This is a genomic window from Rhodococcus baikonurensis (genome assembly GCF_040489275.1).
Classification (GTDB): domain Bacteria; phylum Actinomycetota; class Actinomycetes; order Mycobacteriales; family Mycobacteriaceae; genus Rhodococcus_F; species Rhodococcus_F baikonurensis.
Map to the genome: position 1 here is coordinate 208,060 of NZ_JBEUOQ010000005.1, position 19,003 is coordinate 227,062.

A 19,003-nucleotide genomic window follows, 5' to 3' on the forward strand; every position below is an offset into this window, starting at 1 on the left:
GGCGACCATGCCTGAGGGCGATACCGTGTGGCGGGCCGCCAACGATCTGCGTGCTGCCCTGGCGGGGAAGGTACTCACTACCTGCGATGTCCGCGTTCCTCGCTATGCCACCGTTGATCTGTCAGGTCATCGTGTGGATTCCGTCGCCAGTCGCGGAAAGCATCTGCTGATCCGCGTGGGCGAAGCGTCCGTTCACACGCATCTGAAGATGGAAGGTCAGTGGCAGATTTATCGCCCCGGCGAGCGCTGGCGCAGACCCGCCCATCAAGCGCGCATCATCTTGGCCACCGAAGACTCTGTAGCAGTGGGCTTTTCACTGGGAATCACCGAGATCCTCGAACTCGGGCAGGAACAGGAGGCCGTCGGACACCTCGGACCGGACCTCCTCGGAACGGACTGGGACAGTTCCGTGGCCGTCGAGAATCTGCGCGCTGCAGACTCCGAACCGATCGGAATCGCGCTCCTGGATCAGCGGGTGATGGCCGGACTGGGCAACGTGTACCGAAACGAGATCTGCTTCCTACGAGGCATTCACCCGAGAACGCCGACACGTCTCGCCGGAAATCTCGACGCGATAGTCGACCTGTCGTTCCGCACCATCAACGTCAACAAGTCACGTCGCATCCGGGTCACGACCGGCGACACCCGTCCAGGTAGGCAGACCTGGGTGTACGGCAGACGCGGAAAACCCTGCCGCCGTTGCGGAACTCGCATCACCGAAGACACCCTCGGACCGGATCAGCTCACCGAGCGAAATATCTTCTTCTGCCCGGCCTGCCAGCCCTTCACGCCTGGTTAGCGTTGATCAGCAGCCTGACGCAGTGGCGAACAAATCGTTCGCGGTCCACGACGATCGTGCCGTCCAGATAACCGATGAACAGCGTGAACAACGCCCCGACCAGTCCGACGGCCACCAGTTGCTTGTCCACGGGGTCAGCGATCTCGGACAACTGGTCGTACACGAGGTCCACGAACGCCGGCATCGATTCGATACCGCGTCCGCTCAGGACGGGTTCCGAGAGCGGAGCGATCAGGAGCACTCTCCCCATCGCCGGATCGTCGACCATGAGCTTGACGAAAGCGTCGACCGCAGCGGTGGCGACGGCCTCGGATGTGGTCTCCGACTCCACTGCCGACGCCAGCGCCGACTGCGCGCGCTCGGCGACAAACGTGTGGACCGCGACAACGTACTGATCACGATCGGTGAAGCTCTCGTAGAAGTACCGCTCGGTCAAACCGGCGGCCTTGCAGACCGCACGCACGTTGACGGCCGGACCGTCGACCGCACCGAGCAGTGTCACTCCGACGTCGAACAACGTCGCCTTTCGAGTGGCCCTGCGTTCTTCGATGCTCACAACTTCCCCACTTCGCCGACACCTGATCGATTCAACTGGCTTTCAATCTTGACTACCGCTGTTGTCGATCCTAATCTGACAACATGCGTAGTCAACTTGACGACAGCAGCACCCCGGTTCCCCTCGGTCCGGATTCCCTGACCTGGAAGTATTTCGGCGACTGGCGCGGGATGCTGCAAGGCGTCTGGGCCGGTTCGATGCAGAACATGCACCCCGGGCTCGGCGCCGGAGTCGAGGAGCATTCACAGTTCTTCGACGAGCGGTGGGAACGGCTGTACCGCTCGCTGTATCCCATTGCAGGCGTGGTGTTCGACGGCGATCGCGCGCAGCAGACAGCCGAAGAAGTCCGCGGCTATCACACACGAATCAAGGGCGTCGACAAGTTGGGCGTCGATATCACGCACTCGATCCCGACACTTTCTACTGGGCGCACGCAACGTTCTTCATGGGCACCATCGTCACGGCCGAGAACTTCTCGGGTGGCTTGACCGAGGCCCAGAAACGTCAGCTCTTCACCGAACACATTCAGTGGTATCGCCTGTACGGGATGAGCATGCGCCCTGTTCCCGAGACCTGGGAAGCATTTCAGGAGTACTGGGACCACATGTGCCGCAACGTACTCGAAGACAACAAGGCGACCCGCGACGTCCTCGACCTGTCGGGACTCGGCAAGCCCCCGTACATGACGTGGCTTCCCGATCCGTTGTGGCGGCTCGCCCGAATCCCCCTCGCCCGCGGATTCGTCTGGCTGACGGTCGGAATGTACGACCAACCCGTTCGCGACCTTCTCGGTTACTCGTGGAGTGGCCGAGACCAGAGAATCCACACCGCCGTCGGCCGGAGCGTCAACGCCGTCTTCCGCCTGGTGCCGTGGCGATACCGGTATCAGCCACGTGCTCGCGCGGGATGGGACCGAGCGAACGGCCGAATCCCCGCCGACGCACCACTGGTCCACACACCGGCGCGCAACCTGCCCCCGCTCGAGCAGCGAGATAACCCGATGCACTACAGCCCCAGGGTCTGATCTGCCATGCTCTGAACATGGAGTGGGACCTGCGAACCCTGCTGAACCGGCCGATCACCTCTCACGGTGCGCCGCTGGGACAAGAACGTGTCGCGGCGAGGACCACCGCGTACATCTACGGCAACATTCTTGTCCTCGCCGCACTTCTACCGGTGACGAAATCTCAGGAATCGCTTGGCGCCGCGATTGTGGTCGGCACGGCATTGTCGACATACATCGCCCACACCTTCGCCGAAGGTGTCGGCGAGAGCATTCGCAACGATCGTCGACTGACGACCGCGGAGAGAATCGACTCGCTTCGCGATTCCGTCCCGATCCTCACCTCTGCGGTTGTTCCTGTCGTCATTCTCGCGACAGCGTGGTTCAACTTCCTGGAACCGCGGACGGCGCAGTTGATCGCGGAAATCGTCTTGATCCTGCGGATCGGTTCCACCAGTTACGTAATCAGCCGACTTCACGGCGAGAAAGTCAGTACGAACACCCATCTGGCAGCGTTCGGACTCGCCGCCGTCGCCACCCTCATAGTCGGCTTGAAGATAGTGCTCACTCATTGACCAGTCTCCCGATCGCGAATTCCCAGGCCTGAAGGGGTACTGCCGTTACCCGGCTGAACAATCACTCCCGCCCGACCAGCGCCGCCACTACCGTGGACGACATGAGCATCCCGACCCTGAAACTGAACAATGGCGTCGACATTCCCGCGCTGGGCTTCGGCGTCTACCAGACGCCGCCGGACGAAACAGTCGCCGCCGTCGAGTCCGCGCTGTCGACGGGGTATCGCCATATCGATACTGCGGCGGCCTACGGCAACGAGAAGGGCGTCGGTGAGGCGATCCGGCGATCCGGCCTCGATCGCGGCGAGATCTTCGTCGAAACGAAAGTCTGGATCACCGACTACGGGTACGACGAGACTCTGCATGCCTTCGACAAGAGCGCCGGCAAACTGGGTGTCGAACAACTCGACCTCCTCATCCTCCACCAGGCGTTGCCGAGCGAGTTCGAGCGCACCATCGACGCGTACAAGGCGCTGGAAAGGCTTCTGGCCGACGGAAAGGTCCGCGCCATCGGAGTCAGTAACTTCATGCCGGATCACCTCACCCGACTCCTGGACGCAACGTCCGTGGTGCCGGCGGTCAACCAGATCGAGGTCCATCCGTACTTCCGGCAGTCGACCTTGCTCGAGGCCGACGCCGATCACGGCATTCTGTCTCAGGCATGGTCGCCGATCGGCGGAATCACGTTCTACCGCGACGGCTCCCACGGCTCGACCCTCGAGGACGCCACCATCGGCGCCATCGCGTCCGCTCACGGCAAGTCGTCTGCACAAGTGATGCTGCGCTGGCACCTCCAGCAGGGCCGCCAGGTGATCCCCAAGTCGGTGACTCCCTCGCGGATCGCGGAGAACTTCGACGTGTTCGACTTCGAACTCACCGCCGAAGAACTCTCCGCAATCGACGCACTCGACACCGGAGTTCGCGGCGGCCCCGAACCCGAAGTCATCACCCGCGAGAAGTTCGGAATCGAGATTCCCGAGGCCTGAGCCCAGCAGTTCGACCGACCAGCAACCCAACCAAACGAGTGGTCTAGCTGGCGCTCCACCCGCCGTCGATGGTGTACGACGCCCCCGTCACCATCGACGCCTCGGTCGATGCCAACCAGCCCACCAGCGATGCCACTTCTGCAGGCTCGACCATCCGTTTGATCGCACTCTCGGTGAGCATCACCTTTTCGACCACTTCGGATTCGCTGATGCCGTGAACCTTTGCCTGGTCGGAAATCTGGGACTGCACGAGGGGCGTCAAGACGTAGCCCGGATTGACGCAGTTGCTGGTGACGCCGTGTGGGGCGCCCTCGAGTGCCACAACCTTCGACAGTCCTTCGAGACCGTGCTTGGCCGTGACGTACGCACTCTTGAACGCCGAAGCGCGGAGCCCGTGGACCGAGGAAATGTTCACGATGCGGCCGAAACCGTTGCGATACATGTACGGCAGGGCGGCCCGAGCGAGGAGAAACGGCGCTTCGACCATGAGGCGCTGAATCTTCCGGAAGTCCTCGACGTCGAAATCCTCGATGGGACTGACCCGTTGAATGCCGGCGTTGTTGACGAGTATGTCCGTCTCGAGTGCCAGATCCACGAGTTGGTCGGTGTCGAGGAGATCGACGGCCCACGCAGTGCCGTCGATCTCCTCGGCCAGCGACTTCGCGGCGACGTCGTCGAGATCAGCGACGGTCACACGCGCGCCGCGGGCGGCAAGGAGTCGAGCACACGCCTCACCGATCCCGCCGGCACCGCCGGTGACCAGTGCCGTTTTACCGGAGAGCGTCATGCGGACACACCGGCCCGCTCGTCGGCGAGCACTCGCGCGTCAGCGGCGTCGACGGACTCGAGCGATATTCCCTTGGTCTCCCGCGCGAAAATGACTGCGACGATGGTGACCAGGGATGCGAGCAGGAGATAGATCGCGATGGGGACCGAAGAATCGAACTTGCTCAGCAGTCCGGTCGCGATGATCGGAGCCAGTGACCCCGCCACGATCGATGTGACCTGATATCCCAGGGAGACACCGGAATAGCGCATCCGAGTCGGGAACATCTCGGCCATGATCGCGGGTTGGCCGGCGTACATGAACGCGTGGAACACAAGCCCGATGATGATTGCCGACAAGATGACTGCATTGTGCCCACTGTTCATCATCGGGAAGGCGAAGAATCCCCACGTTCCGGCGGTGACGGCGCCGATCATGTACACCGGGCGTCGACCTATCGTGTCGGACAGCTTGCCTACCAACGGAATCACTGCGAAGTGCACGGCATGTGCCATCAGCATCCACCAGAGGATGTGCGCCGTGTCCGCATGAACGACGACCTTGAGGTAGGTGATCGAGAAGGTCACCACGAGGTAGTACATGACGTTTTCGGCGAAACGCAGGCCCATCGCGGTCAACACTCCGCGCGGGTAACGCTTGACTACCTCGAAAACGCTGTACGAGGTTGCCTTGACCAGTTCCGCTTCCTTCTGTGCGGCAATGAAAATGGGAGCGTCGGTGACCTTGGTCCGAACGTAGTACCCGACCAGAACGATGACTGCGGAGAGCCAGAAGGCAACGCGCCAGCCCCAACTCTCGAAGGATTCGTCCGAGAGCGTCGATGTCAGGATCAACAGCACGACAGTGGCCACCAGGTTGCCCATCGGCACGCCGGCCTGAGGCCAGGACGACCAGAACCCGCGAGACCGATTCGGGCTGTGTTCGGCGACAAGGAGTACCGCCCCACCCCATTCGCCGCCGACGGCAAATCCTTGGATGAAGCGCAGCGTGACCAGCAGTGCCGGCGCCCAGTAGCCGATCTGACCGTAGGTCGGTAGGCAGCCCATCAGGAAGGTCGCGGCACCGACCAGCAGCAAGCTGAACTGCAGCAACTGCTTTCGGCCGAATTTGTCGCCGAAGTATCCGAAGACGATCCCGCCGAGTGGGCGTGCGGCGAATCCGACGGCGTAGGTGATGAAAGCCGCGATGATCGCATCCAGCTCGTTGCCGCCGCCGGGAAAGAAGACCTTGCTGAAGACCAGCGTGGCCGCCGTGCCGTACAGAAAGAACTCGTACCACTCGACGACGGTACCCGCCATCGAGGCGCCCACCACCTTCTTCAGCCCCGATGGTGGGGCTTGGCTCTCGGGCTTCGGCATGTTGTCGACGCTCATCGTGGACTCCCTCGTCTTCAGTTCGCGATTCGCCTGCTCTTCACGATCAGGAATGTGACCGCTCGCACATTTTTTGTGACTCGATGAGTATCAGTGCAGATTGACGGTGCGACAATGGCAAATATCGCACCATATAGGTGCAAAAATGCAGATATGACTTTCGGACTGAGCCCCGACGACCTACTCGTCCTTCTCGCAGTCGGCCGCACCGGCCGCTTCAACACCGCCGCGGACGACCTGGGTCTCAATCACACCACCATCTCGCGCCGCATCGCCTCACTCGAGAAGAGCCTCGGCGGTCGTGTCCTGGTTCGCTCGTCCGGCGGCTGGGAGTTGACCGACCTGGGCAGACAAGCACTCAACGCGGCCGAGCGCATCGAGGCTGCGGTGAACGAACTGGCGCTCGACTCCACCGGTCAGCAGCAACTCGACGGCGTGGTGCGGGTCTCGGCAACCGACGGATTCAGCGCGTACATCGCGGCCCCTGCCGGCGCAGCAGTTCGCAGACGCCATCCTCGCGTGAGCGTGGAGATAGTTGTCGCGACCAGAAAGGCGTCGCAGATACGCTCGGGGCTCGACATCGAGGTTGTTGTCGGCAAGCCTCAAGTTCACCGCGCCGAAGCCGTTCATCTGGCCGACTACGCGCTGGGTTTGTACGCCTCCCGCGAATATCTACGTCAGAACGCCGTTCCCGAAAGTGCCGAAGATCTGGCCGAACACTCGCTCGTGTATTTCATCGACTCGATGCTGCAGGTCGACGAACTCGATCTGGCTCGCAAGCTCACGGTTTCCATGCGCGAGGCCGTCACGTCCACCAACGTGTTCGTCCACATCGAGGCAACGCGCGCGGGTGCCGGCATCGGCCTGCTCCCCTGTTTCATGGCCGAGCAGCACGACGATCTGATTCGCGTGCTGCCGGCTCACATCGAAGTCAGACTTTCGTACTGGCTGGTGGCCCGTTCGGAATCCTTGCGACGCCCGGAAGTCGCAGCGGTGGTGACGGCACTTCGAGAGACGGTGGATCGTAAGCGATCTCAACTCCTCGGCTCACCCGGGACGAACGAAGCGCTCAGTCCAGAGTCGAACGATGTTGGACGATGACCTTACGCGCCAACTCGGCGATCTTGACGTTCATGTTCTGCGAGGTTCGCACGAGAATGTCGAAGGCCTCGTCGTCGGACACACGATGCAACGCCATCAGTAGACCGACGGCCTGACCGATTTCGCGACTGCTCGCCAGGCCGCGCCGCAGCGAGTCGGCATCCTCTCCTCGGGTCAGCGCGGTGACGGCGACGGACGCAAACGACGCCAACATGATCGCGTGGTCGGCAACGGTCTCGGTGAAAGCACCCGGAGTATCCGAGAAGAGGTTGAGGGCACCGAACTTCTGACGATCGACCATCAGTCGGAACCCCATCGAGCCGCGAATAGGTGTATCCGCCACTACCTTCCGGGCGAATTCCGGCCACTGATTCGGAGTGCGAAGGTCCGACTCGAGCTGCGGCGCCTCCGTGTCGAGAGCGTCGATGCACGGCCCCTCACCCGTGGCCCGCTCGAGATCGTCTGCGTACTCGGCAATCTCGTCGCTGGCAGCTACCGTGACGTTGGTGTTTCCCCGTCGCAGCATCAGACTTGCGTGGTCGCAACCGGGAATCAACTCGACGGCCGCCGAACAGATCGCGGAGTACACCTCGGCGCTGTCCGCCGCGGAGTAGAGAATCTCCGCCAACGCCGCGAACACTGCCTTGGGTTCTGTCAGTGCTTGGTCGCGCTCAGCCATCTCCATACACCTCGGGGTCTACCGTTCATCGAATTCTTCATGGAACGGTACAAACCTTACTTACTCGAGCGGATGGGGTCGCCGCCGCTCGCCGATTGCCGCCCCTCCACCCCCTGAAATGCCTCGGTGGCTGCGCGGTGATGCAGTCCCGTCACGGTCCTGATCTGCTTGGACACCAGGTCGTTGAGCTCGCGGTACTGCTCCTCCGTCTCCCCGGCCGGGATGTCTCTCAGAACCTCCCACATCGCGCTCTTGCCGCACAGCGCGGTCCGCATGATCTCGAGAGTCGCCAGCTTGACCAGGCGATTACGCCAGATGGCGTCGACGTGAACGAGGCGTCGGATCCGATTGACCGTCGCATCGATCTTGGAGTACCGCGGCAGCGATATGCCCTGCGTGTCCTCGATCAGCTGAAGCAGTTGTTCGATCTCGTACTCGAGCTCACCCGGCAACGAGTCCAGCTCGCCTTCAGCCCAGGCACCGTACGAGTCCGAGAGTGACCGCGAGAGTTGCAGCCCTACCATCGCTCCGCACAGGTGAGTGACCAGATAAGCGGTGGCTATGTGCTCCTCAGCAGACCTCGACCGACTACCGAACATTGGGATCCTCCTGGGCGACGCTCGACCGGTCTGTGCTGACACGGGTGGTGATTCGTCATCCGGCCTACCCACGACAGAGCGAGAGCAAACGACGGGCGACTCAGACCCGATCCGGCACCACGACGACGGGCTCGAGGATCTCGGCCCGCGACTCCGGCGCTGCGGCGCGCAAGGCATCGGCCGACTCGTCGTCCGGCTGGGTCTGTGACTCGATCTCCGCTTCGACACGTGCTCGGTAGGTGTCGACTTCACGCTCGACGGTGGCGGCATCCCAACCGAGAATCGGTGCGACCAAACCGGCGACCTGTTGCGCGCAGTTGACCCCACGATGCGGATACTCGATCGCGATGCGCATGCGGCGAGCCAGGATGTCGTCGAGGTGCAGGGCGCCCTCGGCCGCAGCCGCGTACACAGCTTCTACCTGGAGATAATCGGGCGCATCCGTGATGGGCTGCAACAACTCCGGCGTCTGGCGGCCGAGTTCGAGGACCTCGGTGATCAACGAACCGTAACGGTCGAGCAGGTGCTTGACTCGATACGGATGCAAGCCGTACTGCTCACCCAGTTGCACGGTCTGGTTGATCAACGCGAAGTAGCCGTCGGCACCGACGAGCGGCACCTTCTCCGTGATCGACGACGCCACGCGCGCGGGAATGTCTTCTGCAGCCACGTCGACGGCGTCTTCCGCCATGACCCGATACGTCGTGTACTTTCCGCCGGCGATGGCGACCAGACCGGGAGCGACCCGGGCGACGGCGTGCTCGCGCGAGAGTTTCGACGTCTCGTCGCTCTCACCGGCAAGCAGCGGACGCAGACCGGCGTACACACCGTCGATGTCGGCGTGCGTCAGCGGCGTGACCAGCACGGAGTTCACGTGACCGAGGATGTAGTCGATATCGGCCTTGGTTGCCGCGGGGTGCGCGAGATCCAGGTTCCAGTCGGTGTCGGTGGTGCCGATGATCCAGTGGCTGCCCCACGGAATGACGAACAGCACCGACTTTTCGGTGCGCAGAATGATGGCGGCTTCACTGACGATGCGATCGCGCGGGACGACGATGTGCACGCCCTTCGACGCTCGCACCCGGAACCGTCCGCGCTGACGTGAGAGCGCCTGGATCTCGTCCGTCCAGACACCGGTCGCATTGATGACGACGTGGCCCTTGACCTCGGCCGTGCGTCCGTCTTCACAGTCGCGAACACGAACTCCCGAGACCCGGTCCGCTTCACGCAGAAATCCCACGACCTGTGTCGACGTTCGCACGACAGCGCCGTAGTGTGCGGCGGTCCGTGCGACGGTCATGGTGTGCCGAGCGTCGTCGACGACGGTGTCGTAGTACTGGATGCCACCGGTCAGCGAACTGCGCTTGAGGCTCGGCGACATGCGTAGTGCGCCCGCGCGCGTCAAGTGCTTCTGCGAGGGAACCGACTTGGCGCCGCCCATCCGGTCGTAGAGGAAGATACCCGCGGCCATGTACGGCCGTTCCCACACTCGGTGAGCCAGCGGGAACAGGAACTTCAGCGGCTTGACCAGGTGCGGAGCGAGCGTTGTCAGCGAGAGTTCACGCTCTCGCAACGCCTCACGAACGAGGCCGAATTCGAGTTGCTCGAGATAGCGGAGACCGCCGTGGAACATCTTCGACGAGCGACTGGACGTGCCGGATGCGTAGTCACGGGCCTCGACCAACGCAACCTTGAGTCCGCGGGTCGCCGCATCGAGGGCCGCCCCGACACCGACGACACCGCCGCCTACCACGACGACGTCGAATTGCTCGGTCTGAAGTTGTTCCCAAGCAGCTTCGCGCTGCTGCGGGCCGAGAAACTGCGCACCTTGCTGCTTACTCAACCCGGTCTCCTGTAAGTCGACGACGAATCCGTTTACAGGCTAGTAGCTTGATCCACATACTGCGACAGCGCACGGATTACCGCGAACGCGCCCGAACCTAGGAGCACAGTGAATCAATACATCGCCGCCATCGACCAAGGCACGACGTCGAGCCGCTGCATGATCTTCGATCACGACGGCGCCGTGGTGAGCGTTGCGCAGAAAGAACACGAGCAGATTTTCCCGCGCGCCGGTTGGGTCGAGCACGATCCGGTGGCGCTGTGGATCAACACCCGGGAGGTGGTGGCCGGCGCTCTCGCGAAGGTCGATCTCACGCGGGCCGACATCGCTGCTGTCGGAATCACGAATCAGCGTGAGACGACCGTCGTTTGGGAGCGTTCGACGGGCAAGCCGATCTACAACGCGATCGTGTGGCAGGACACGCGCACGGATCAACTGTGTGTCGAACTGGGCGGCGACGAGGGTCCCGACAAGTACCGAGACAAGACCGGACTACCACTCTCGACCTACTTCGCCGGGCCGAAGATCCGCTGGATTCTCGACAACGTCGACGGTGCGAGAGCACAAGCGGAGGCCGGCGAATTGTGCTTCGGCACCGTCGACACGTGGATCGTGTGGAACCTGACCGACGGCATCCACGTGACAGATGTCACCAATGCGTCACGCACGATGCTGATGGATCTCGAGACCCTCCAGTGGGACGAATCGATCTGCGCGGACTTCGGAATCCCGATGTCGATGCTCCCGGAAATCCGTAGTTCGTCCGAGGTCTACGGCACCGGGCGCCCGCGCGGTAATCTCGCAGGTGTGCCGGTCGCCGGAATTCTCGGTGACCAGCAGGCAGCCACCTTCGGTCAGGCCTGCCTCTCCGAGGGTGAAGCCAAGAACACCTACGGCACCGGCAATTTCATGCTTCTCAACACGGGAACCAAGCCGGTGCACAGCAAACACGGACTGCTGACCACCGTCTGCTACAAGCTCGGCGAAGCGCCTGCCGTCTACGCACTCGAAGGTTCCGTCGCGGTGACCGGTTCCTTGGTCCAATGGCTTCGAGACAACCTCGGAATCATTCAGAACGCCAAGGACATCGAGCCGCTCGCCGCGAGTGTGGACGACAACGGCGGCGCCTACTTCGTGCCCGCGTTCTCCGGACTTTTCGCACCTCGGTGGCGACCGGACGCTCGGGGTGTCATCGTCGGCCTGACACGCTTCGTCAACAAGGGCCACATTGCCCGCGCTGCGCTCGAGGCGACGGCGTACCAAACCCGTGAGGTCATCGACGCCATGCGAGCGGATTCGGGCGTCGAACTGTCCGCACTGAAGGTCGACGGCGGCATGGTGGTCAACGAAACCCTGATGCAGTTCCAGTCGGACATCCTCGGAGTTCCCGTCATCCGTCCTGTGGTCAACGAAACGACAGCGCTCGGCGCTGCCTACGCAGCGGGCCTCGCCATCGGTTACTGGGCGGACACCGACGACATCCGCAACAACTGGGCCGTCGGCCAGACCTGGGAACCGGCGATGGACGAGTCCGAACGGGCACGGCTGTACGCGGAGTGGAACAAGGCCGTCGAGAGAACGTACAACTGGTCCGAGTAACGACCCAGATCACTCGGGCTAGCTCAGACGTCTTCCATACCGGAAAAGCTGATCCTGGTCGCCTATTGATACTTCAGAGGTATCAATAGGCGACCAACTTGGTATTGGACGTGACCTACACCACTCTGCGAATCTCATTCAGGCGCGCCACGTTTCGGCGCCACGAATGATGCAGAGAAAGGTCGCCACGCATGAGTTCACCCACTCGCAGTTCCGAGGAGATCAACGCCAAGGCCCGAAGAGCCGGTATCGCTTCGTTCATCGGAACCACTATCGAGTGGTACGACTTCTACATCTACGGCACCGCGGCTGCCCTGGTATTCGGCGACATCTTCTTCTCCGACACTCTCCCGAGCGGAGTCGGAACTCTCCTCGCCTTCATCACCCTCTGGGCAGGCTTCCTCGCCCGGCCCATCGGCGGGATCATCTTCGGTCACCTCGGCGACCGGATCGGACGCAAGAACACTCTCGTCATCACCTTGATGATGATGGGCGTCGCCACAGTCGGCATCGGACTCCTCCCCACCTACGCACAGGTCGGGATCTGGGCGCCGATCGGCCTGGTCACCCTTCGCGTCATCCAAGGAGTCGCGGTCGGCGGCGAGTGGGGCGGAGCAGTGCTCATCGCCAGCGAGAACGCGCCCAAGGGGAAGAGCATCCTCTACTCCGCGTTCGCTCAACAGGGCTCACCCGCCGGGAATCTGTTGGCCACCATCGCATTCTTCTTTCTGTCCGCGATGCCGACGCCGTCGTTCCTCCTGTACGGATGGCGCATCCCGTTCATCATCTCGGCGGTCCTGGTCATTCTCGGGATGATCATCCGCCTCAAACTCGAAGAGTCCGACGAGATGAAGGCCGTTCTCGCCCGCAAGAAGGTCGTCAAGCTTCCACTCGCCGAAGTATTGCGCAAGCATTGGGTACTGGTTCTTCTCGGCGCCGGCGCACTCCCCCTCGCTCAGGTCACCTACTTCAAGAACACCTTCGCATTGTCTTGGGCTACAAAAGAACTGGGATACGATCGAGGTACCTTCCTGGCCGCCATTGCGATCGCGCTTGTCGTGCAGTTCATCGTCCAACCTTTCGGTGCCGTCCTGGTCTCCAAGATCGACATGCGAAAAGCCATGTGTCTGATGGTGATACCGGAGTTCGTACTCATGCCCGCGATGTTCTTCGCGATCCGAACCGGGAACTTCACCATCGCGGTCGTCGCGATGTGCCTGGCCACGATCCCGCATTCGATGTTCTACGGCGCCATCGCCGGCGTTCTCGCCCGGGCCTTCCCCGCCAACATCCGTTACACCGGATTGTCGACGGCGTACCAACTGTGTTCCCTCGTCGTCGGCGGCGGAACTCCGGTACTGGCGCAGTGGATGCTCAACACGTCCGGCAACATCGTCGGGGTCGCGATCGTGTCCGGGCTGTACGCCCTTGTCTCGCTGATCTGCACCCTTCTGCTGCTCCGCCGCACCGGGTACAACGCGGGCGAACTGTCGACGGCCGAGCAGGCGGATCACGACGAGCTCGAACTCGAGAACACTCGTGCCGCTACGTCGAACTCACCGCAATCCGAAGCGGGTGAAATCGCTACCGGTCGGGCAACCGTCTAGGCCAGGGACGGCAGCGCCTGCTCGGACAATTTCAACACTTCGAGAAGAGCAGGTCTGTCGTCTCCCTCTCGCCAGGCGATACGCAGTTGAAGTGGAGGAGGTGGATCCATGACGGGAACAAAGACCACATCCGGGTTCACGATGCTCCGGGCCACCGAGGAAATCGTCAACGAGCATCCGATTTCTGCGGACACCAACGCGACCAACGACATCGAATCGGGTGCCGTCTGGACGATCCGAGCCAGAAACCCGGCGTTCTTCGACGCAGTGAGCAGTGACTCTCGGAGAATCGAACCTGGTTCCGCCGGCAGCGTCACCCAATTCTCGGACTCCAATTCGATCAACCGAACCGATTCCCTCGACGCCAACGGATGGTCTTTCGACATGGCCACCAGAAAGTCCTCCTCGGCGATCAATCTCGACGTGATCCCGAGCGGTGGGACAGTCCACCGGACCATCCCGATGTCGAGTCGTCGATCGAGCAACATCAACAACGCTTCGTTCGCGAAAGCGGAACTGTCGAGCACGAATTCGATACCTGGATTCGTCTTTCTCACCAATTTCGCCCACCGCCCGACGAGCAGGTGCGAAGAGGTTCCCGCAAAGCCCAGGCGAACGCGACCTGTCGTTCCCTTGCCTGCCGCCGACACCGCGATCTCGGCCATCCGGCACGCGTCCAGAATCTCGCGCGCCGGAAGCAGCAGCGCTTCACCGGCAGCAGTGAGCCGCACAGTTCGAGTACTTCGATCGAACAACGGCGAACCGAGCTGTTTCTCGAATTGCCGGATCGTTCGACTCAGCGGCGGTTGCGCAATCCGAAGCCGCTGTGCCGCACGGCCGAAATGTAGCTCCTCAGCCACCGCGAGAAATGCGTTGATCTGATGAATTTCCACCCGACATTGTTGCGCCACACCGGCCGAACATGTCAAGTTTCCGAAACCGACCGAGTGCGCGAGAGAACAAGAAGAGGTACACCCGTGGACAAGACCCTCTCGATGACAGAGGCCATCGGCCGATACGTCGAAGACGGGATGACCGTTGCGCTGGAGGGATTTTCGCATCTCATTCCTTTTGCGGCGGCGCACGAGATCATCCGGCAAGGCAGGAAGGACCTCACGCTCTGCCGGATGACGCCGGACATCGTTTCCGATCAACTCGTCGCCGCCGGCTGCGTCCGAAAGCTGGTTGCCTCGTTCTTCGCCAGCGGCTCCGCAGGTTCCCTGTACGAGTTACGCAGACGCATCGAGAACCAGGACCCGCTCCCCCTCGCAGTCGAGGAATACAGCCACTACGGCATGGTGTGCCGGTATCAGGCGGGAGCCGCCAGGCTCCCCTTCTTCCCGCTGCGGTCGTACGCCGGTAGCGATCTACCCGCGCTCAACCCACAACTGCGACTCGTCGAGGATCCGTACGGCGGCGGGAGCGTCTACGTTGTGCCGCCCCTGAATCCGGATGTGACGATCATCGGCGCACAGCGAGCGGACTCGTCCGGGAACGCGCAGATCTGGGGCATCGCCGGGGTGCAGCAGGAAGCCGTGTACGCCGCGAAGAAGGCGATCGTCGTTGTCGAAGAACTGGTCGACGACGAGGTCATCAGGTCAGACCCGAGCCGAACTCTGATTCCCTCGCACGCAGTCGACGCAGTTGTGGTCTGCCCGCGCGGCGCGCACCCGTCGTACGCACAGGGATACTACGACCGCGACTGCGGCTTCTACCGACGCTGGACCGAGATTTCCAAAGATCCTTCGCTGCTGAGAAATTGGCTCGACGAATGGGTGTACGCACTTGGCGATCACGATGAATATCTCGCCAAGCTCGGAGCAGACTACTGGTCGGATCTCGAGGTCGGATCAAAACTCTCCACACCTGTCGACTACGGGAGCAGACTATGACCACTACGATTGTCAGCAGTAACACCACCTCGACCGAAACGATCGTCGCCGTCGCGGCACGCGAGTTGGCGGGTAAGCGCCGGGTTTTCGCCGGAGTCGGACTCCCCACGCTCGCAGTCGATCTCGCGCGGCACACGTCGAATTCGGACGTCGAACTGATCTACGAATCCGGAGTGTGCGGCGCGCATCCTTCGGCCATGGCCGAAGGTATCGCCGACTCCGTCGTGGTCTCCGGTGCCGAATCCGTGCTCAGTATGGCCGCGCTCTTCGGTTATGTCCTACAAGGCGGCAACGTCGACGTCGGATTTCTCGGGGCCGCTCAAATCGATCGAACGGGCAGTCTGAACACAAGTTTCATCGGTGATTGGAAGAACCCGACGGTCAGACTGCCCGGAGCAGGCGGGGCCGTCGAGATCATCGCGAACGCCGCCGAGATCTTCGTCGTGATGCGCCGCCACGACCTCAGTTCCTTCCCCGCCGAGCTCGACTTCTGCACCTCACCAAGCCCCGCTCGCGCCCACGCCAGCGGAAAGGGCATCATGCCGGCAGGTGCAGGAGTGACAAAGGTATTCACCAACCTCGGTGTCCTGACACACCAGGGCCCCGGCGGCGAGTTGGAGCTGACCAGTGTCCACGAAGGCGTCTCGGTCGATCAGGTGCGAGAGTCGACGGGATGGGATCTGGCCGTCGCCGACCACGTCACTGTCACCACCCCGCCGTCCGGCGCGGAAATCGATCTGCTCCGCAACACTATCGACAAGGTCAGGCTGTACCTGAGGTGACACTGTCCCGGAGCCTGCCGACAGCATCGATCAGCACGGCCTCGGGATACGTCGCGAAACACAATCGAGCGCTTCGACGGAGGTCCGCCTCGACCGCGAAGGCCGTGCCCGGGACAAATGCCACGCCGTGCTCCAGCGCGACCCCCAGGAGTTCGGTGGTGTCGACGTCGCCGAGGAAATCCATCCAGCAGAACATGCCGCCGCGGACCTCGGAAAAGCGTGCCAGGCCACCCAATTCTGCCTCGGCAGCGGCAACCAAGGCCTTGGCTCTGGCGCCGTATCCCTCGCGGAGCATGTCGAGGTGCGTTTCGAACCACTCGAGGTCCGAGAAGAGATCTGCGGTGATCTGCTGAGTGAGGGAAGAACCGCACAGGTCAGCGCCTTGCTTGATCAGTTCGACCGCTTCGCAGACCTTCCGGTCACCGTGCAGCCAGCCGACTCGCAGCGCCGGCGCCAACACCTTGGAGGCACTGGACAGCCGAATCACCCTGTCCGACAGCGCCGCCAGCGGCGCGGGCGGTTGCTCGCCGAAGTACAGTTCGCCGTACGGGTCGTCCTCGAGAACCCAAAATCCATATCGGTCGGCCAGGGCAGCCAGGTGCGTTCGGCGCTGCGCCGAGAGCACCGCGCCCCGCGGATTGTGGAAATTACTGACGGTGTGAACAACTTTGGGTCGAAGACCGGCGTCGAGTTTCGCTTCGAGTGCGGTGGTGTCCATCCCGTCCTCGTCCAGCTGGACCGGAACGAGACGAGCCTGCGCCGTTCGAAAAACCTGCAGCGCACCGGTATACGCCGGCTCCTCCACGACCACGACGTCACCGGCGTCGAGGAGGACCTGCGCGAGCAAGCTCAAACCTTGCTGAGAACCGTGGGTGATCACAACTTCGGACACGTCGAGTGCCCGCCCGATCTTGGAGGATTCGCGCTCGGCGATCACCTCACGGAGACGCCGCAAGCCGGACGTCTCGCCGTATTGAACGGACGACGGGTCACCGAGTGCGTCGTGGGCTGCCTTCGAGATTCGTTCCCGCGGAATGAAATCGGCGTCGGGCAGTCCGCCGGCCAAGCTGATGACGTCGGGCCGGGCAGTCAGGGTGAGTAGATCGCGAATTGCAGAACTACGGAGTCCGTCCATACGAGCGGACAGCGCGGCGTGTGTCATGTGAAGCTCCCAGGCACGCAGAATGAAGGGTCAGAGGAAAAACACCCTGAGCCGTCCTGGGTCAACGGGGCGGGAGAGCGCCGAGATACCGACCCTTGATTCGGTCGGCATCTCGACTATCTCACCAATGCTTCAGTATGTGAAACGAAGATCTCACATTGTAAGAATACTCTGGTCTGTTCTCAGTCCAGGTCGTCGTGCCGCATGAGCTGACGAGCAGCCTCGGTGATCGATCCGGTCAGCGACGGGTACACCGAGAACGTCTGAGCCAGGTCGTTGACCGTCAGGTTGTTCTGTACGGCGATCGCGATCGGCAAGATCAGTTCCGAAGCGGTGGGTGCGACCACGACACCGCCGATGACCACGCCGGTAGCCGGGCGGCAGAAGATCTTCACGAAACCGCGGCGCAAACCGGACATCTTGGCGCGCGGGTTGGTGTTGAGTGGCAACATGACGGTGCGAGCGGGCACCTCTCCGTTGTCGATCGCTGCCTGCGAAACACCCACCGTTGCAATTTCCGGGCGCGTGAAGACGGCCGACGCGACGGTCTTCAACTTGATCGGGCTGACGCCTTCACCGAGTGCGTGGTACATCGCGATGCGTCCCTGCATCGCAGCCACCGACGCGAGCGGGAGCAGTCCGGTGCAGTCACCGGCGGCGTAGATACCGGAAACCGTGGTGCGCGAAACCCTGTCGACACGCAGGTACCCACCCTTGTCCAACTCGATGCCGACCCGCTCCAGGCCGAGACCGTTGGTGTTGGGGACGGAACCGACGGTCATCAAGGCGTGGCTTCCTTCGACCGTGCGGCCGTCGGAGAGCTTGACGACGATGCCCTTCTCGGTGCGCTCGACGGCGTCTGCACGGGCGTGCTTGACGAGAGTGACACCGCGCTCGGCGAGGGCGTCCTCGAGCACGAGCGCCGCATCGGCATCCTCGCCGGGCAGAACACGGTCACGGCTGGACACGAGCGTGACCTTGACGCCCATCTCGGTGTACGCGGAGACGAACTCGGCACCGGTGACACCGGAACCGACCACAACCAGGTGCTCGGGCAGCTCGTCCAAGTCGTAGAGCTGACGCCACGTCATGATTCGCTCACCGTCGGGCTCGGCTCCCGGGATGATGCGGGGGCTGGCGCCGGTGGCGATCAACACGACGTCTGCGTCGATGGTCTTCTGCTCGCCGCTTCCGAGTGTCGCGCGAACCTGGTGTGCTGCCATGCCGAGGAGCGGATCGGTCAGTTCGGCGGTGCCGGAGAGAACCTCGACGCCCACCGTCTGCAATCGTGCGCGAATGTCCGAGGACTGGGACAACGCGAGACTCTTGACTCGGGAGTGGATCTTCGGCAGTGACACCGAAGCCTGCTCCGGGTCCAGAGTGATGCCGAGGTCGGATGCACGACGCATGTCGGTGCGGATTCCGGTGGACGCGATGAATGTCTTCGACGGAACACAGTCGAACAGCACACACGCACCGCCGACGCCGTCCGAATCGACCAGGGTGACCGTGGCCCCGTGCTGCGCGGCTACCAGTGCCGCCTCGTAGCCGGCGGGTCCGCCACCGATGATCACGATCCGGGTCATGTGTCCTCCAAGTCCTCGCGTGGCCGGCAGGGGTCTCCCGTCGACCAGTGTCACGCTATTCGAGCACCACGTGT

At 62.5% G+C, this 19,003-nt stretch carries 17 protein-coding genes and 1 pseudogene; 9 read left to right on the plus strand and 9 right to left on the minus strand.

Going from position 1 to position 19,003, the window contains the following annotated elements:
* Positions 1–7 precede the first annotated feature (7 nt).
* A complete protein-coding gene (locus ABWI03_RS14320) occupies positions 8–799 on the plus strand; it encodes an Fpg/Nei family DNA glycosylase (protein ID WP_166811064.1) in 792 nt (263 codons plus the stop codon).
* Here the strand turns inward: ABWI03_RS14320 and ABWI03_RS14325 are convergent.
* A complete protein-coding gene (locus ABWI03_RS14325; RefSeq protein WP_054781863.1) occupies positions 786–1,355 on the minus strand; it encodes a TetR/AcrR family transcriptional regulator in 570 nt (189 codons plus the stop codon). The two genes, ABWI03_RS14320 and ABWI03_RS14325, sit on opposite strands and share 14 nt — an antisense overlap.
* Positions 1,356–1,552: 197 nt before the next feature.
* Between ABWI03_RS14325 and ABWI03_RS14330 the strand changes: the two are divergent.
* From ABWI03_RS14330 to ABWI03_RS14340, 3 genes and pseudogenes are all read left to right on the plus strand, one after another.
* A pseudogene (locus ABWI03_RS14330) lies at positions 1,553–2,379 on the plus strand (oxygenase MpaB family protein).
* Positions 2,380–2,396: 17 nt separating this feature from the next.
* Positions 2,397–2,933: a hypothetical protein gene (locus tag ABWI03_RS14335; protein WP_298778288.1), complete on the plus strand. Its 537-nt coding sequence runs from the start codon at positions 2,397–2,399 to the stop codon at positions 2,931–2,933.
* A gap of 101 nt (positions 2,934–3,034) precedes the next feature.
* Positions 3,035–3,919, plus strand: coding sequence for an aldo/keto reductase (locus ABWI03_RS14340; RefSeq protein ID WP_235171871.1), 885 nt, complete (start codon positions 3,035–3,037; stop codon positions 3,917–3,919).
* Between the two features lie 43 nt (positions 3,920–3,962).
* Here ABWI03_RS14340 and ABWI03_RS14345 read toward each other — a convergent pair whose 3' ends face one another.
* Both ABWI03_RS14345 and ABWI03_RS14350 read right to left on the minus strand, forming a co-directional pair.
* Positions 3,963–4,706, minus strand: coding sequence for a 3-hydroxybutyrate dehydrogenase (locus ABWI03_RS14345; protein ID WP_095969037.1), 744 nt, complete (start codon positions 4,704–4,706; stop codon positions 3,963–3,965).
* A complete protein-coding gene (locus tag ABWI03_RS14350) occupies positions 4,703–6,079 on the minus strand; it encodes an MFS transporter (RefSeq protein ID WP_298778298.1) in 1,377 nt (458 codons plus the stop codon). The genes ABWI03_RS14345 and ABWI03_RS14350 overlap by 4 nt, the downstream gene beginning before the upstream one ends.
* A 153-nt stretch (positions 6,080–6,232) precedes the next feature.
* Between ABWI03_RS14350 and ABWI03_RS14355 the strand changes: the two genes are divergently transcribed.
* Entirely contained in the window at positions 6,233–7,180 is a 948-nt protein-coding gene (locus ABWI03_RS14355; protein ID WP_095969035.1) for a LysR family transcriptional regulator, read from the plus strand.
* Here ABWI03_RS14355 and ABWI03_RS14360 read toward each other — a convergent pair.
* The 3 genes from ABWI03_RS14360 to ABWI03_RS14370 form a co-directional block, all read right to left on the minus strand.
* A complete protein-coding gene (locus tag ABWI03_RS14360; RefSeq protein WP_298778303.1) occupies positions 7,149–7,865 on the minus strand; it encodes a GAF and ANTAR domain-containing protein in 717 nt (238 codons plus the stop codon). The genes ABWI03_RS14355 and ABWI03_RS14360 overlap by 32 nt on opposite strands.
* A gap of 50 nt (positions 7,866–7,915) precedes the next feature.
* Positions 7,916–8,458 carry a hypothetical protein gene (locus tag ABWI03_RS14365; RefSeq protein WP_200315592.1) on the minus strand — a complete coding sequence of 181 codons (543 nt, stop codon included), beginning with the start codon at positions 8,456–8,458 and terminating at the stop codon, positions 7,916–7,918.
* A gap of 100 nt (positions 8,459–8,558) precedes the next feature.
* The gene (locus ABWI03_RS14370; RefSeq protein ID WP_003940825.1) at positions 8,559–10,301 is read right to left on the minus strand and encodes a glycerol-3-phosphate dehydrogenase/oxidase; all 1,743 of its coding nucleotides are present in this window, start codon (positions 10,299–10,301) and stop codon (positions 8,559–8,561) included.
* A gap of 108 nt (positions 10,302–10,409) precedes the next feature.
* Between ABWI03_RS14370 and glpK the strand changes: the two genes are divergently transcribed.
* Positions 10,410–11,900, plus strand: a complete 1,491-nt coding sequence (gene glpK, locus ABWI03_RS14375; RefSeq protein WP_298778309.1) for a glycerol kinase GlpK — start codon at positions 10,410–10,412, stop codon at positions 11,898–11,900.
* A 191-nt stretch (positions 11,901–12,091) separates the two neighbouring features.
* A complete protein-coding gene (locus ABWI03_RS14380; RefSeq protein WP_095969031.1) occupies positions 12,092–13,507 on the plus strand; it encodes an MFS transporter in 1,416 nt (471 codons plus the stop codon).
* On the opposite strand, the gene ABWI03_RS14385 is transcribed toward ABWI03_RS14380, so the two are convergent.
* On the minus strand, positions 13,504–14,400 hold the full coding sequence (locus tag ABWI03_RS14385) for a LysR substrate-binding domain-containing protein (RefSeq protein ID WP_298778316.1): 897 nt from the start codon (positions 14,398–14,400) through the stop codon (positions 13,504–13,506). The genes ABWI03_RS14380 and ABWI03_RS14385 overlap by 4 nt on opposite strands.
* An 84-nt stretch (positions 14,401–14,484) precedes the next feature.
* On the opposite strand from ABWI03_RS14385, the gene ABWI03_RS14390 reads away from it, so the two are divergent.
* Positions 14,485–15,399, plus strand: a complete 915-nt coding sequence (locus ABWI03_RS14390) for a CoA transferase subunit A (RefSeq protein WP_124566453.1) — start codon at positions 14,485–14,487, stop codon at positions 15,397–15,399.
* On the plus strand, positions 15,396–16,181 hold the full coding sequence (locus ABWI03_RS14395) for a CoA-transferase subunit beta (protein WP_298778319.1): 786 nt from the start codon (positions 15,396–15,398) through the stop codon (positions 16,179–16,181). The genes ABWI03_RS14390 and ABWI03_RS14395 overlap by 4 nt, the downstream gene beginning before the upstream one ends.
* Here ABWI03_RS14395 and ABWI03_RS14400 read toward each other — a convergent pair.
* The gene (locus ABWI03_RS14400) at positions 16,162–17,343 is read right to left on the minus strand and encodes an aminotransferase-like domain-containing protein (protein ID WP_298778322.1); all 1,182 of its coding nucleotides are present in this window, start codon (positions 17,341–17,343) and stop codon (positions 16,162–16,164) included. The two genes, ABWI03_RS14395 and ABWI03_RS14400, sit on opposite strands and share 20 nt — an antisense overlap.
* Before the next feature lie 182 nt (positions 17,344–17,525).
* Positions 17,526–18,929, minus strand: a complete 1,404-nt coding sequence (locus tag ABWI03_RS14405) for an NAD(P)H-quinone dehydrogenase (protein ID WP_003940987.1) — start codon at positions 18,927–18,929, stop codon at positions 17,526–17,528.
* Between the last annotated feature and the right edge of the window lie 74 nt (positions 18,930–19,003).